Here is a 14137-nt window from a genome sequence, read left to right on the forward strand (position 1 = left end):
TCCCCCCGATCCTTAAGACTGACTTGAGCCGAGCCTGACCACGGGTTAATCCTGACGGCCACCCCGCCCGGCCTCACAGCGGGCGGGCCCGGGGACGGAGATCAGCGTTCCGTACGGGAAACAGTCGGGATGCCGTCGGGTAACACCGGCCGCGCACGCTTCCTGTCATGAGTACACGGATCGTGGTGGTCGGGGGCGGAACGGCGGGCGCCCGGCTCGCCCAGCGCCTGCCCGTCACCCTCCTCGGCGAGGAGCCGCACGCCCCGTACAACAGGGTGCTGCTCGCCGACGTCCTCGCCGGGCGGTACGCCCCCGAGGTGATCGCCCTGCCCGGGACCCGGGAGCCGGTACGGCTCGGGACGCGGGCGGTGCGGATCGACCGGGCGGCGCGGACGGTGGAGTGCGCGGACGGTTCGCTCGTCGGCTACGACCGGCTCGTCCTCGCCACCGGCTCCAACCCGGTGCTGCCGCCGCTGCGCGGACTGCGCGGCGCGGAACTGCCGGAGGGCGTCCACGCCTTCCGTACGCTCGACGACTGCCTGGCGCTGCGCGACCGGGTACGGCCCGGGGTGCGGGCGGTGGTCATCGGCGGCGGGCTCCTCGGGGTCTCGGCGGCGCGGGCCCTGGCCGCGCTGGGCGCGGAGGTGGTCCTGACCCAGCAGGGCGAGCGCCTGATGGAACGCCAGCTGGACGTCCACGCCTCGGCCCTGCTCCGCGAACACGTCGAGTCCCTCGGGGTCGAGGTGCACACGGAGTGCCGGGTCAGCGGGCTGCGGCAGCGGGACGGCGAGGTCACGGCGGTCGAACTCGCCGACGGCTTCGTGCTCGACGCCCAGGTCGTGGTCCTGGCCTGCGGGGTCCGCCCGAGGGTGGCCCTGGCCCGGGAAGCGGGTCTCGACGTCGCCGGCGGCATCGTGGTCGACGACGAACTCCGCACCTCCGACCCGTACATCCACGCGGTCGGCGACTGCGCGGAACACGCGGGCCGCGTCTACGGCCTGGCGGGCCCCGCCCTGGAACAGGCCGACGCGCTGACGGAGATCCTGCTGGCCGAGACGGCCGTGGACTCCGCCGCGCGCTACACCGGCACCCGCGCCCTCACCCGCCTCACCCTCGGCGGCGCCGCCCCGCTCGACCTCGCCGCCTTCGGCGAGGTCACGGCTCTGCCCGGCGACGACGTCGTCCAGCTCAACGACGCGACCCGGGGCGCGTACCGCAAGGTCGTCGTCCGCGGGGACCGGCTCGTCGGGGGCGTCCTCCTCGGCGACCTGGCCGCGGTCGGCGCGCTCGCCCGGGCCTGGGAGGGCGACGAAGCCCTCCCGCAGGCCCCCCTGCTCCACCTGCTCACCCACGACGGAGGCTCCTGACATGAGCGCTGACATGACCGCGCACACCCCGACGATCGTCCTGGTCGGCCACGGAATGGTCGGCCAGCGGTTCCTGGAGTCGCTCGCCGACCGTGGGGTCACCGAGCGGGCCAGGATCGTGGTCCTCTGCGAGGAGCCGCGTCCCGCCTACGACCGCGTGCAGCTGACCTCGTACTTCTCCGGGAAGACGCCCGACGACCTGTCGATGGTCGAGGCCGGCTTCATGGAGAAGCACGGCATCGAGCTGTACGTGGGCGATCCGGCGGAGTCGGTGGACCGGGAGGCCCGTACGGTCACCGCCCGTTCCGGGCAGGTCTTCGCGTACGACTCGCTCGTCCTCGCCACCGGCTCGTACCCGTTCGTCCCGCCGGTGCCCGGCAAGGACGCCCGCGGCTGTTTCGTCTACCGGACGATCGAGGACCTGCTCGCGATCGAGGAGTACGCCAAGACGGCGACGACCGGCGCGGTCGTCGGCGGCGGTCTGCTCGGTCTGGAGGCGGCCGGCGCCCTGAAGGGCCTCGGGCTCGACACCCATGTCGTGGAGTTCGCGCCGCGTCTGATGCCGGTGCAGGTCGACGAGGGCGGCGGCGCCGCGCTGCTGCGCACGATCGAGCGGATGGGGCTGACCGTCCACACCGGGACGGGTACGCAGGAGGTCGTGACGGCGGACGGCGCCGTGACGGGCATGAAGCTGTCGGACGGTTCCGAAGTGGCCACGGACATGGTCGTGTTCTCGGCCGGTGTACGGCCCCGGGACCAGCTGGCCCGCGACTGCGGTCTGACCGTCGGGGAGCGCGGCGGCATCGCGGTCGACGAGCAGTGCCGCACCTCCGACCCTGCGGTCTTCGCGATCGGCGAGTGCGCGCTCGCCACCGACGGGCGGGTGTACGGCCTGGTGGCGCCGGGCTACGAGATGGCGCAGACGGTGGCCGCCGCCCTGGCGGACGACGCCGGGAACGGCTTCACGGGCGCCGACATGTCGACCAAGCTGAAGCTGCTCGGTGTGGACGTGGCCTCGTTCGGCGACGCGCACGGCACGACCGAGGGCTGCCTCGACGTCGTGTACTCCGACTCCCGCTCGGGCGTCTACAAGAAGCTGGTCGTGAGCGGCGAGGGCGTCCTCCTCGGCGGTGTCCTGGTCGGCGACGCCGAGCAGTACGGTCTGCTCCGCCCGCTCACCGGCACCGTGCCGCCCGTCTCCGCCGAGCAGCTGGTGCTTCCGGCCGGTGCGGGGGCCCCGGTGGCGCTCGGTCCCTCGGCGCTGCCGGACGACGCGGTGATCTGCTCCTGCCACAACGTCACGAAGCACGCGATCGGCGAGTGCTCCTCGCTCGCCGAGGTGAAGAAGTGCACCAAGGCCGGTACCGGTTGCGGCAGTTGCGTCAAGGTGATCGAGAAGCTGCTGCCGGCGCCCGCCGACAAGGGGCTCTGCCGCTGCTTCTCCTACAGCCGGAGCGAGCTGTACGAGATCGCCCGCACCCTGCGGATCACCTCCTTCGCGGCACTGCTCGACTCGCACGGGCGGCCGGAGGCGCGGGGCGGCGAGGGCTGCGAGGTCTGCAAGCCGACCGCCGGCTCGATCATCGCCTCCCTCAACAACGGCTACATCCTGGACGGCGAGCAGGCCTCCCTCCAGGACACCAACGACCACTTCCTCGCCAACATGCAGCGCAACGGCTCGTATTCGGTGGTGCCGCGCATCCCCGGCGGTGAGATCACCCCGGACAGGCTGATCGTGATCGGCGAGGTGGCCCGCGACTTCGGCCTCTACACGAAGATCACCGGCGGTCAGCGGATCGACCTCTTCGGCGCCCGGGTGGACCAGCTGCCGGCGATCTGGACGCGGCTGGTCGACGCGGGCTTCGAGTCGGGGCACGCGTACGGCAAGTCGCTGCGCACGGTGAAGTCCTGCGTCGGGCAGACCTGGTGCCGCTACGGCGTGCAGGACTCGGTGAAGATGGCGATCCAGCTGGAGCTGCGTTACCGGGGCCTGCGCGCCCCGCACAAGCTCAAGTCGGCGGTCTCCGGCTGCGCCCGCGAGTGCGCCGAGGCGCAGTCGAAGGACTTCGGGATCATCGCGACGGCCAACGGCTGGAACCTGTACGTCGGCGGGAACGGCGGCGCGACCCCGCGCCACGCGGACCTGCTCGCCCAGGACCTGTCGGACGCCGAACTGATCCGCCTCATCGACCGGTTCCTGATGTTCTACATCCGGACGGCGGACCGCCTGGAGCGGACGTCGACCTGGCTGGAGCGCCTGGAGGGCGGCCTCGACCACCTCAAGGACGTGGTGGTGCACGACTCCCTCGGGCTCTGCGACGAGCTGGAGGGGCTGATGGCGGCGCACGTCGACGACTACCAGGACGAGTGGGCGCAGACCCTCGACGACCCGGACCGGCTGCGGCGCTTCGTCTCCTTCGTGAACGCGCCGGACGCGCCGGACCCCTCGGTCCGCTTCGTGCCGGAGCGCGACCAGATCAAGCCGGACCTCACGATCCTGACGCTCGGCAGGACGAACAGCACGCTGGAAGGGGCTTCCTCCCGATGACGACCCTCACGACTCTCACCACGACGACGCTCGAGATCTCCCCCTCCCCCGATTCCTGGGTGGCGGTGTGCGAGGAGTCCCGGCTGACCCCGGGCCGGGGTGTGGCGGCGCTGCTGCCGGACGGCCGGCAGGCGGCGGTCTTCCGGGACCGGTCGGGGCGGCTGTACGCGATCGACAACCGCGACCCGTTCACGGGGGCGCAGGTGCTCTCCCGGGGGCTCGTCGGCTCGGCCGAGGGGCGGCCGTTCGTGGCGTCGCCGCTTCTGAAGCAGCGCTTCGACCTGGAGACGGGGCAGTGCCTGGACGACGACGAGGTCATGGTCGCGGTGTATCAGGTGCGCACGAAGTAACTTGACCGCTCGTTCCAGATGGTCGTACGGTCTCCTTGTGGCCAGGACCAAGGAATTCGATCCCGACGCCGCGCTCAGGGCCGCACTCGAACTGTTCTGGGCGCGCGGCTACGAGGCGACGACGATGTCGGACCTCGTGGAGCACCTCGGCGTCGGCCGGGCCAGCATCTACGCGACCTTCGGGAACAAGCACGAGCTGTACCTGAAGGCCATGGACCGCTACCTGGAGACCCGCGACCCGCGGCTCGTCGAGGAGCTGTCCGCGCCGGGCCCGGCCCTGCCGGCCGTCCGCGCGCTGGTCCGCCGCTTCGCCGCCGAGGCGTCCGCGGAGGGGCAGCGCCTGAACGGCTGCTTCGTCACCAACTCGGCGGCGGAACTGGGGCCGCACGACACGGCGGTGGCACGCCGGGTCGAGCTCAGCTGGGAGCAGGTCGAGACGCTCCTGTACGCGGCGCTCACCCGGGCCCGCGCCGGGGGCGAACTCGCGGCCGGCCGGGACCCGCGCGCGCTGGCGAGGATGCTCCTCGTCCTGCTGCAGGGCGTCCGCGTGGTCGGCAAGGTGTCGAGCGACCCGGCCAGGGTCAGGGACGCGGCGGAACAGGCCCTGAGCCTGCTGGACTGAGGACGACGCGGGACCGAGGAACGGGCGCCCACGGGGGGCGCCTTTTCTTCGGTGGTTATTCTGGAATGTACGGTCAAGTACAGGGGGATGGGAATGTCGTTGACGAAGGCGCGGGAGCCCCATGGGGGCACCGCCGACGGGCGCCTCGCACGCGGCGGCTTCATGCTCCTCGGGGCCGTGCAGATGACGCTCATCTTCACTCTCGCGTCGCTCGCCGTACCCCTCCCCCGCATCGGCACCGAGTTCCGGCTCGACCGCGCCCAGCTGATCCTGCTGAGCGCCGCGTACGGACTGACCTTCGCCGGACTGCTCCTCCTCGGCGGACGGCTCGCCGACCGCTTCGGCGGACGCCGGACCCTCACCGCGGGCCTCCTGCTCTTCGGCACCGCCTCCGCCCTCGCCCCGCTCACCCCCGGATACGAGGCGCTGCTCGCCGCCCGGTTCGGACAGGGCGTCGGCGCGGCGCTCGTCGCCCCGGCGGCGATGGCACTGCTCCGGACCCTGTTCCCCGAACCGGCCGCGTACGGCAGGGCGATGGCCACCTGGGGCGGCCTCTCCGTGCTCGGCGCGACGGCGGGGAACCTGCTCTCCGGGGCGATCGCGGCCGCCACCTCCTGGCGCGGCACGTTCGCCGTCCCCGTCACGGTGACCGTCGCGGCCCTGCTGCTCGCGCCGAGAGCGCTGCCCGCGACCGGGCTCGACGGGGCCCCGGGCGCGACCGGGCCCGGCAGGGCCCCGGCCCGCCGCCGCACCCTCGACCTCCCCGGCGCCCTGCTCGCCACCGCCGGGATCACGCTCGCCAGCTACGCGCTCGTCCTCACCGACGCCCACCCCTGGGGCTCCGCCCCGGTCCTCGCGCCCCTCCTCGCCGGGCTCGTCCTGCTCGCCGCCTTCGGCGCCGTGGAGCGACGCACCGCCGACCCCCTGCTGCCCCCGGACTTCCTGCGCGATCGCCGCCGGGCCCTCGGCCTGGCGGCGATCGGCCTCACCGCGGCCGGCACGGCGACGGTCTTCGTCCTGCTCTCCCTCTCGTTCCAGCAGCGGCGCGGCTGGAACGAGCTGCTCACCTCGGCCGCCTTCGTGCCCTTCGCGGTCGCCCTGCTCGGCTCGGGACGGCTCGCGGGCCCGCTGATCGGGCGGTACGGCCCCGGGCGGGTGACCGCGGCAGGACTCGGGACGGCCGCCGCCGGCCTCGGACTGCTCGCCGTGGCGGGCTTCGACGGCTCCGTGCCGTACGCGTACGGCCTGCTGCCCGGCCTGCTCCTGCTGCCGGCGGGCGGCGCCCTGTCCTTCGCGGGCGCCGCCGTCCTGGCCACCGAGGGCGTCCCGGCGCACCGGGCGGGCCTCGCGGGCGGCGTCCTGAACACGGCGATGGAGCTGGGGCCGACCGTGCTCTTCGCCGCGCTGCTCACCCTCGGCGGGGACGCGGTGTCGCTGGCGGCGGCCGCCGCCCTGTTCGCGGCGCTCGCCGCCGTCACCACGATCCGCACCCCATAGCCCCGACCACCCGGCCCGCACCACAGGGTCCGCATCGCAGAGCCCGCATCACAGGGTCCACATCGCAGGGTCCTGAGCAACCGACCATCATCCCCACAGGAGTTGACCGACATGTCCGCACGCTTCACCGACCGCGTCGTCCTCGTCACCGGCGCCGGTTCCGGTCTCGGCCGGGCCATCGCGCTCGCCTTCGCCGCCGAGGGCGCCAAGGTCGTCGCCGCAGGCCGTACCGCCGAACCGCTCACCGGGACGGTCGCGCTGATCGAGGCCGCCGGGGGCACCGCCGCGGCCGTCACCGCCGACGTGGCCAGTGCCGAGTCCACCCGGGAGCTGGTCCGGCGCACGGTCGAGGTCTTCGGGGGTCTCGACGTGGCCGTGAACAACGCGGGGGTCTTCCGGGGCGGCGGCCACAGCGCCGCCGACTTCCCGCTGGACGACTGGGCGACGCTGCTCGACATCAACGTCACGGGGGTGCTGCACGCCCTCCAGGCCGAGGTGGCGCACATGCGGGCGCACGGCGGCGGGGCGATCGTGAACATCGCGTCGAACCTGGGCCCGCACGTCCGGATCCCGGGGGTCTTCGGCTACCAGGTCTCGAAGGCGGCGGTCTCGGCGCTGACCAGGGCCGCGGCCCTGGACCACATCGCCGACGGGGTCCGCATCAACGCGGTCAGCCCCGGCGCCGCCGAGTCCACGATGTCGCTGCGGCCCGGCGAGACGGAGGCCGAGCGCGAGGTCCGGATGAAGCAGGAGTCTCCGCTCGGCCGGATCTCCACCGCCGCCGAGGTGGCGGCGGCCGTGCTGTACCTCGCGTCGGACGCGGCGGGCTCCGCCGTCGGCACGGACCTGGTGATCGACGGCGGCGTCTCCGCCTGACACGCGCGGGGCTCAGCCCTGGGCGGCCGCCGGGTCCATCCAGAAGATCTCCCAGTGGTGGCCGTCCAGGTCGGTGAAGGAGCGGCCGTACATGAAGCCGAGGTCCATCGGCTCCTTCGCCGGGGTGCCGCCGGCGGCGAGGGCGGCGTCCGCCAGCTCGTCGCACTTCTCGCGGCTCTCGGCGCTCAGGGTGACCAGGACCTCGGTGGTCTTGGTGGCGTCGGAGAGTTCCTTGCCGGGTGCCATGAAGGACGTGAACTTGGGCTCTTCGAGCAGCATCGCGAAGATCGTGTCGCTGAAGACCACACAGGCGGTGGTCTCGTCGCTGAACCGCGGGTTGCTGGAGTAGCCCAGCTTCTCGAAGAAGGCCTTGCTGGCGTCGACGCTCTTGACGGGCAGGTTCACGAAGATCATCTGCGGGGCGGCCATGATGCGCTCTCTTCCTTGGGTCGGCCGGCCCGCTGAGTGCGTTCCGGCGCTTTCACGAGGTAGACGGGCCTCCTGCCCGTAACTCATCGCTCTCCCGAGGATTTTTTGCGCTCAGGCCACGGAGCGCAGCTCGAAGGCCGCCAAGGGTACGAATCCGCCGCCCGCGCCTCGGGTGTCCACCCCGGGCCCGCCGAGCCGCCGCAGCAGGGCGAGGGCGATCCGCTCGCCCTGCGCCTTGGCCCGCTCGGCCCGCGGCCCGGTGTGCAGGCCGTCGACGGCGGCGTGCCAGAGCTGCACCCACCGGCCGAAGTGGGCGGCGGTGAGGGGCCGGGCGGCGTGGAGGGCGGCGTGCGGCGCGAAGGCGTCACGGCCGTAGTCGGCGGTACGGAAGAGGGCACGCTCCCAGAAGTCGGTGATGCGCGGCAGATGGGCCTCCAGGTCGGTGCCGGCGATCTCGGTGAAGAAGGGCCCGATGAGCGGATCGGCGAAGGCCGCGGTGTAGAAACGGCGCAACAGCACGTCGAGGTCGTCACGATCGCTGATGTCCCGGGTGGCGCGCATACGCCCAGTCTCCCCTCCGGACCCGCCCGGCCCCAAGTGCCGAAGGTCCCCCGGGGCGCACCGGCCGGCGCCCCCGCCTCGCGCCCGTCCGGCGGGGCGTGCCCGACAGCGCCCCGCCTCTTCCCCTTCACCCCGAGTTGCCGCACAGTCAACTCCGTACTCCTAGGTTCCGGAAGCGCGCGACCCCGTCGCCCGACCGGCGTGGCGGGGCGGTTCACCACCCTTCTCAGGAGTGAGACGTGGAGCGACGCAGTTTCCTGCGTGGAGCGGTCATCGGCACGTCGGCCGCCGCCTTCGGCGGCAGTCTGTGGCACGGCGCGGCCTTCGCCGCCCCCGCCCAGCCGGGCGCGGGTCCCTACGGGGCGCTCGGTGCGGCGGACGCGAACGGCATCCTGCTGCCCGCCGGGTTCACCAGCCGGGTGATCGCCCGGTCCGGCCAGTCGGTCCCCGGCACCTCGTACGCCTGGCACAGCGCGCCCGACGGCGGCGCCTGCTTCGTCGACGGCACGGGCTGGATCTACGTGTCGAACTCGGAGATCAACCCGAGCGGCGGCGCGAGCGCGGTGCGGTTCGACTCGGCCGGCACGATCACCGGCGCGTACCGCATCCTCTCGGGCACCCGGCAGAACTGCGCGGGCGGCGCCACCCCGTGGAACACCTGGCTGTCCTGCGAGGAGGTGTCCCTCGGCTACGTCTACGAGGCGAATCCGTGGGGCGGCACCGCGTACCGCCGTGACGCGATGGGCCGGTTCAAGCACGAGGCCGCCGCCGCCGACCCGGTCCGCAAGGTCGTCTACCTGACCGAGGACGAGACGAACGGCTGCTTCTACCGCTTCATCCCGACCACCTGGGGCAACCTCTCCTCCGGCACCCTCCAGGTCCTGGTCGCGGGCACCGCCGCCTCCGGCTCCTTCACCTGGCAGAACGTGCCGGACCCGGACGGCTCGCCGACCGCGACCCGCAGCCAGGTGGCCGCCGCGAAGAAGTTCAACGGCGGCGAGGGCTGCTACTACGCGGACGACACCGTCTGGTTCACCACCAAGGGCGACAACCGGGTCTGGCAGATCGACCTCGCCGCCGGTACGTACGAGCTGGCCTACGACGACTCGCTGGTCTCCGGCGGCGGCGCCCCGCTCACCGGTGTCGACAACGTCACCGGCACCTCCTCGGGCGACCTGTTCGTCGCGGAGGACGGCGGCAACATGGAGATCTGTGTGATCACCCCGGACGATGTCGTCGCGCCGTTCCTGCGGATCAGCGGCCAGTCCTCCTCGGAGATCACCGGACCGGCCTTCTCCCCCGACGGCAGGCGCCTGTACTTCTCCAGCCAGCGGGGCACGAGCGGCAGCTCCTCCGGCGGCATCACCTACGAGGTGACGGGCCCGTTCCGCACGTGACAGCGGCGCGGTGACGGGCCCGTCCACCCTCCGACGGCTACGAGGTGACGGCCCCGTTCCGCGCGTAACAGCGCAGGTCTACCTTCCGTTGGGCGCCGCCGAGCAGGGCGGCGCCCAACGGTGTCAGGGTGTGCAGGACCGCGTTGCCGTGGCGCAGTGTCGCGATGAGCCCGGCCTCGCGCAGGACGCCCGCGTGCTGGCTCGCCGAGGCGAGCGACACCCCGGCCCGGCGGGCGAGCTCGCTGGTCGTACCGCCGTCGCCGATGGCGTGCAGGACGGTCGAGCGGGTCTGGCCGACCAGTTTGGCGAGCGAGGAGCCGCCGGGCGGGCGGACGGTCGGTGCCTCGCCGTGGGTGACGGGGTAGACGAGGACCGGCGGCAGCGCGGGGTCGCGCAGCACGACGGGGGTCCCCCGGCAGAAGTACGAGGGCTGGAGCAGCAGCCCCCTCCCGTCGAGGTGGACGTCCCGGTCGACCGGATAGTCGGCCTCCAGGACGGGCGCGCGCCAGCGCAGCATCGGCGGCAGCGAGGCGAGGAGTTCGTCGGCTCCGCCGTCCAGGAGAGCGCGTCCGCGGCGGGCGCGGTCGGCCTCGACCCGGGCCCGGATGTGCGGCCAGTAGGGCTCGACGGCGGCCCGGTGGTAGCTCCGCAGGGCCCCCATGAGCCGGTCGAAGGGCCCGGCGCCGCCGTCGGTGAGGGCGCGGAGCGAGTGGGGTACGGTCCGCCCGCCGGAGCGGTCCGCGGCAAGCAGGGAGAGCTCGCCGCGCAGCCGGCCGGGGTCGGTCGCGCGGATCGCCTGGAGGCCTTCGTCGAGCCCGTGAACGCCCTCCGCGGGCGTCAGGAAGTCGGGAAAATAGCCGCGGCTGGGAACGAGCGCGGCCAGGAGCCGGGTCTCACCGCCGAGCCGCATCCGGGTTTCGGAGCGCCATTCTCCGAAGACGACGGGGCCCCGCCGGTCCCTTAAACGGTGAAAGCTCAGAATCGTTTCCCACAGAACGTCCGGCCGGGCGGCCGTTCGCACCCCCGCCAGGTCGTTTCCGGTGAAATGAATCCGCAGCATGACGTCCCCACCTGTGCACTCGCAACCACCCCCGACAACGAGTATGCACAGCATCACTGCACGTTACCAGGGTGTTTCAGCCACAGTTGAAAAGCATCGCGGCAATCGGGGCGGAACCGAAAAGCTGTACGGGTCGGGCAGGAAACCTTCAGGACCGAGGTGACGTGGTGAAGACCGTGGGGGGCTTTGCCCGTCCGGCGGCGGTCGGCGAGGTTGCGGCTCACCTGCCCGGCATCGGTAAAGGGCGCGGCCTCCGGGTGGGGATCCGGGGGTCGCGCCCGCTCCATTCTTTGCGGTGAGGAAGCGAAGAAGTTCAATGGCCAATAATTCAATCAGAGGCAATTGAACAACTACTCACATCCGCTCAACAAACAAACGACGGGACGGACACCTCCACACAAAGGTGTCCGTCCCGTCGCTGTGTTTCCGGAGCCGCCGCCCGCCGGTGAGGGTGGAGAGATGACCGACCGCGACCCCGGCCGTACCGAGGTGGTTCCGTGATTCCCGCTGCTGAACGGGGGTTCAGGAGGGCCCGACCGCCACTCCTGACCCCCCGTTCAGCAGGACTCAGCGGCTGTCGCTGCCCTTCGACTCGGCCGCCGCGCGGCCGGCCTCCAGTCGCGCCACCGGGATCCGGAAGGGCGAGCAGGAGACGTAGTCGAGACCGACCTCGTGGAAGAAGTGCACCGACTCCGGGTCGCCGCCGTGCTCGCCGCAGACACCGAGCTTGATGTCGGGGCGGGTGGCGCGGCCGGCCTCGACGGCGCTGCGCACGAGCGCGCCGACACCGTCCTTGTCGATGGTCTCGAAGGGGCTGACGCCGAAGATGCCCTTCTCCAGGTACGCGGTGAAGAACGAGGCCTCCACGTCGTCGCGGGAGAAGCCCCAGACCGTCTGCGTCAGGTCGTTGGTGCCGAAGGAGAAGAACTCGGCGGCCTCGGCGATCTGACCGGCGGTCACGGCGGCGCGCGGCAGCTCGATCATGGTGCCGAGCGCGAGCTTGAGCTCCACGCCGGTCCGGGCCCGGACCTCGGCGATGACCTGCTCGGCCTCCTCGCGGACGATCTCCAGCTCCTGGACGGTGCCGACGAGCGGGATCATGATCTCGACGCGCGGGTCGCCCTTGGCGTCGATGCGCTGGGCCGCGGCCTCGGCGATCGCCCGGACCTGCATGGTGAACAGGCCGGGGATGACCAGGCCGAGGCGGACACCGCGCAGACCCAGCATCGGGTTCTGCTCGTGCAGCCGGTGCACGGCCTGGAGCAGGCGCAGGTCGTTCTCGTGCGGCTCCTTGCGGGACTCGGCGAGAGCCACGCGTACCGACAGCTCGGTGATGTCGGGCAGGAACTCGTGCAGCGGCGGGTCGAGCAGCCGGACCGTGACGGGCAGCCCGTCCATGGCCTCGAAGAGCTCGACGAAGTCGGTCTTCTGCAGCGGCAGGAGGGCTTCCAGGGCCTGGTCGCGCTCGGTGTCCGTGTCGGCCAGGATCAGCCGCTCGACGAACTGGCGGCGCTCGCCGAGGAACATGTGCTCGGTACGGCACAGGCCGATGCCCTGGGCGCCGAAGCGGCGGGCGCGGTTGGCGTCCTCGGCGTTGTCGGCGTTGGCGCGGACGCGCAGCCGGCGGACGCGGTCGGCGTAGGCCATGATCCGGTGCACGGCGGCGACGAGCTCGTCGGCGTCGTCGGCGCCGGCGTGCATGCGGCCCTCGAAGTACTCGACGACCGGGGACGGTACGACGGGTACCTCACCGAGGTACACCTTGCCGGTGGAGCCGTCGATGGAGACGACGTCGCCCTCCTCGACGACCTGGCCGTCGGAGGTGGTCATCCGGCGGCGCTTGGTGTCGACCTCGAGCTCCTCGGCGCCGCAGACACAGGTCTTGCCCATGCCGCGGGCGACGACGGCGGCGTGCGAGGTCTTGCCGCCGCGGGAGGTGAGGATGCCCTCGGCGGCGATCATGCCGTCCAGGTCGTCCGGGTTGGTCTCGCGGCGGATCAGGATGACCTTCTCGCCGGACCGGGACCACTTGACGGCGGTGTACGAGTCGAAGACGGCCTTGCCGACCGCGGCGCCCGGGGAGGCGGCGATGCCGCGCCCGATCTGGTCGACCTTGGCGTCCTCGTCGAACTTGGGGAACATCAGCTGGGCGAGCTGGGCGCCGGTGACGCGCTGGAGCGCCTCGGCCTCGTCGATCAGGCCCTGGTCCACGAGCTGCGTGGCGATGCGGAAGGCGGCACCGGCGGTGCGCTTGCCGACGCGGGTCTGGAGCATCCAGAGCTGGCCGCGCTCGATGGTGAACTCGATGTCGCAGAGATCCTTGTAGTGGGTCTCCAGCGTGTTCATGATGTGCATGAGCTGGTCGTACGACGTCTTGTCGATCGACTCGAGGTCGGCCAGCGGCACGGTGTTGCGGATACCGGCGACGACGTCCTCGCCCTGCGCGTTCTGCAGGTAGTCGCCGTAGACGCCGGCGTGGCCGGAGGCGGGGTCGCGGGTGAAGGCGACGCCGGTGCCGGAGTCCGGGCCGAGGTTGCCGAAGACCATCGAGCAGATGTTGACCGCGGTGCCGAGGTCGCCGGGGATGCGCTCCTGGCGGCGGTACAGCTTGGCGCGGTCGGTGTTCCAGGAGTTGAAGACAGCCTCGATGGCGAGGTCCATCTGCTCACGCGGGTCCTGGGGGAAGTCGCGGCCGGTCTCGGCCTTCACGATCTTCTTGAAGCCCTTGACGACCTTCTTCAGGTCGGCGGCGTCGAGGTCGGTGTCGCTGGCGACCTTCTTCGCGGCCTTGGCCTCGTCCAGCGCGTCCTCGAAGAGCTCGCCCTCGACGCCGAGGACGGTCTTGCCGAACATCTGGATGAGGCGGCGGTACGAGTCCCACGCGAAGCGCTCGTTGTCGGCCTGGCGGGCGAGTCCGACGACGGACGCGTCGGAGAGGCCGATGTTGAGGACCGTGTCCATCATGCCCGGCATGGAGAACTTGGCTCCGGAGCGGACGGACACCAGCAGCGGGTCGTCCGCCTGGCCCAGCTTCTTGCCCATCCGCTGCTCGAGGGCGTCGAGGTGGGCGCTCACCTCGTCGCGGAGCTCGACCGGCTCCGAGCCGCTCTCGAGGTAGACCTTGCACGCCTCGGTGGTGATCGTGAACCCGGGAGGGACCGGCAGACCGAGGTTGGTCATCTCGGCCAGGTTCGCGCCCTTGCCACCGAGCAGGTCCTTCAGGTCCCTGTTGCCCTCGGTGAAGTCGTACACGAACTTCTGATCATTGTTTTCCGACACGGGTCCCGACTCCTCGATGACTCGGTTGGCTGCCCTGACGGCGAGGAACATACCCAGATCGAAGGCTTCTGGGGAGGTACGCCTAGCGGTCACGTGGCCTTAACCACCCGTCCGCCAGCACTTCGAAAGTAACCAGCAGGTAGCTTCCGTT

The 14137-nt window shown here is 71.9% G+C and carries 11 protein-coding genes; 7 read left to right on the forward strand and 4 right to left on the reverse strand.

Annotated elements, in window-relative coordinates:
• Positions 1 to 167: 167 nt before the first annotated feature.
• The 6 genes from ACH4MY_RS01255 (at position 168) to ACH4MY_RS01280 (ending at position 7260) form a co-directional block, all read left to right on the forward strand.
• The gene (locus ACH4MY_RS01255) at positions 168 to 1367 is read left to right on the forward strand and encodes an NAD(P)/FAD-dependent oxidoreductase (RefSeq protein WP_397995803.1); all 1200 of its coding nucleotides are present in this window, start codon (positions 168 to 170) and stop codon (positions 1365 to 1367) included.
• A gap of 1 nt (position 1368) precedes the next feature.
• Positions 1369 to 3915: a nitrite reductase large subunit NirB gene (gene nirB / locus ACH4MY_RS01260; RefSeq protein ID WP_397995805.1), complete on the forward strand. Its 2547-nt coding sequence runs from the start codon at positions 1369 to 1371 to the stop codon at positions 3913 to 3915.
• On the forward strand, positions 3912 to 4265 hold the full coding sequence (gene nirD / locus ACH4MY_RS01265) for a nitrite reductase small subunit NirD (protein WP_397995808.1): 354 nt from the start codon (positions 3912 to 3914) through the stop codon (positions 4263 to 4265). Before nirB ends, nirD begins: the two co-directional genes overlap by 4 nt.
• A 37-nt stretch (positions 4266 to 4302) precedes the next feature.
• A complete protein-coding gene (locus ACH4MY_RS01270) occupies positions 4303 to 4887 on the forward strand; it encodes a TetR/AcrR family transcriptional regulator (RefSeq protein ID WP_397995811.1) in 585 nt (194 codons plus the stop codon).
• A 93-nt stretch (positions 4888 to 4980) separates the two neighbouring features.
• Positions 4981 to 6384, forward strand: coding sequence for an MFS transporter (locus ACH4MY_RS01275; RefSeq protein ID WP_397995814.1), 1404 nt, complete (start codon positions 4981 to 4983; stop codon positions 6382 to 6384).
• A 111-nt stretch (positions 6385 to 6495) separates the two neighbouring features.
• Positions 6496 to 7260: an SDR family NAD(P)-dependent oxidoreductase gene (locus ACH4MY_RS01280; RefSeq protein ID WP_397995817.1), complete on the forward strand. Its 765-nt coding sequence runs from the start codon at positions 6496 to 6498 to the stop codon at positions 7258 to 7260.
• 12 nt (positions 7261 to 7272) lie between these two features.
• Here the strand turns inward: ACH4MY_RS01280 and ACH4MY_RS01285 are convergent, their stop codons facing one another.
• Positions 7273 to 7689, reverse strand: a complete 417-nt coding sequence (locus ACH4MY_RS01285; protein WP_397995819.1) for a VOC family protein — start codon at positions 7687 to 7689, stop codon at positions 7273 to 7275.
• Positions 7690 to 7800: 111 nt separating this feature from the next.
• Positions 7801 to 8250 (reverse strand): group III truncated hemoglobin, encoded by a 450-nt coding sequence (locus ACH4MY_RS01290; protein WP_397995822.1) that lies wholly within the window; start codon positions 8248 to 8250, stop codon positions 7801 to 7803.
• A gap of 239 nt (positions 8251 to 8489) precedes the next feature.
• Between ACH4MY_RS01290 and ACH4MY_RS01295 the strand changes: the two genes are divergently transcribed.
• A complete protein-coding gene (locus ACH4MY_RS01295; RefSeq protein WP_397995825.1) occupies positions 8490 to 9647 on the forward strand; it encodes an alkaline phosphatase PhoX in 1158 nt (385 codons plus the stop codon).
• 37 nt (positions 9648 to 9684) lie between these two features.
• Here the strand turns inward: ACH4MY_RS01295 and ACH4MY_RS01300 are convergent, their stop codons facing one another.
• A complete protein-coding gene (locus tag ACH4MY_RS01300; RefSeq protein ID WP_397995828.1) occupies positions 9685 to 10707 on the reverse strand; it encodes a helix-turn-helix domain-containing protein in 1023 nt (340 codons plus the stop codon).
• A gap of 567 nt (positions 10708 to 11274) precedes the next feature.
• Positions 11275 to 13986, reverse strand: a complete 2712-nt coding sequence (ppdK, locus tag ACH4MY_RS01305) for a pyruvate, phosphate dikinase (RefSeq protein WP_397995830.1) — start codon at positions 13984 to 13986, stop codon at positions 11275 to 11277.
• Positions 13987 to 14137 lie beyond the last annotated feature (151 nt).

This window comes from Streptomyces sp. NPDC017246 (assembly GCF_044331325.1).
Taxonomy (GTDB): domain Bacteria; phylum Actinomycetota; class Actinomycetes; order Streptomycetales; family Streptomycetaceae; genus Streptomyces.

What these genes read in the sequence shown, in the direction of transcription:
- ACH4MY_RS01255 (WP_397995803.1), top strand. Translation starts at nt 168, where the DNA reads ATGAGTACACGGATCGTGGTGGTCGGGGGCGGAACGGCGGGCGCCCGG.
- nirB (WP_397995805.1), top strand. Translation starts at nt 1,369, where the DNA reads ATGAGCGCTGACATGACCGCGCACACCCCGACGATCGTCCTGGTCGGC.
- nirD (WP_397995808.1), top strand. Translation starts at nt 3,912, where the DNA reads ATGACGACCCTCACGACTCTCACCACGACGACGCTCGAGATCTCCCCC.
- ACH4MY_RS01275 (WP_397995814.1), top strand. Translation starts at nt 4,981, where the DNA reads ATGTCGTTGACGAAGGCGCGGGAGCCCCATGGGGGCACCGCCGACGGG.
- ACH4MY_RS01280 (WP_397995817.1), top strand. Translation starts at nt 6,496, where the DNA reads ATGTCCGCACGCTTCACCGACCGCGTCGTCCTCGTCACCGGCGCCGGT.
- ACH4MY_RS01285 (WP_397995819.1), bottom strand. Translation starts at nt 7,689, where the DNA reads ATGGCCGCCCCGCAGATGATCTTCGTGAACCTGCCCGTCAAGAGCGTC.
- ACH4MY_RS01290 (WP_397995822.1), bottom strand. Translation starts at nt 8,250, where the DNA reads ATGCGCGCCACCCGGGACATCAGCGATCGTGACGACCTCGACGTGCTG.
- ACH4MY_RS01300 (WP_397995828.1), bottom strand. Translation starts at nt 10,707, where the DNA reads ATGCTGCGGATTCATTTCACCGGAAACGACCTGGCGGGGGTGCGAACG.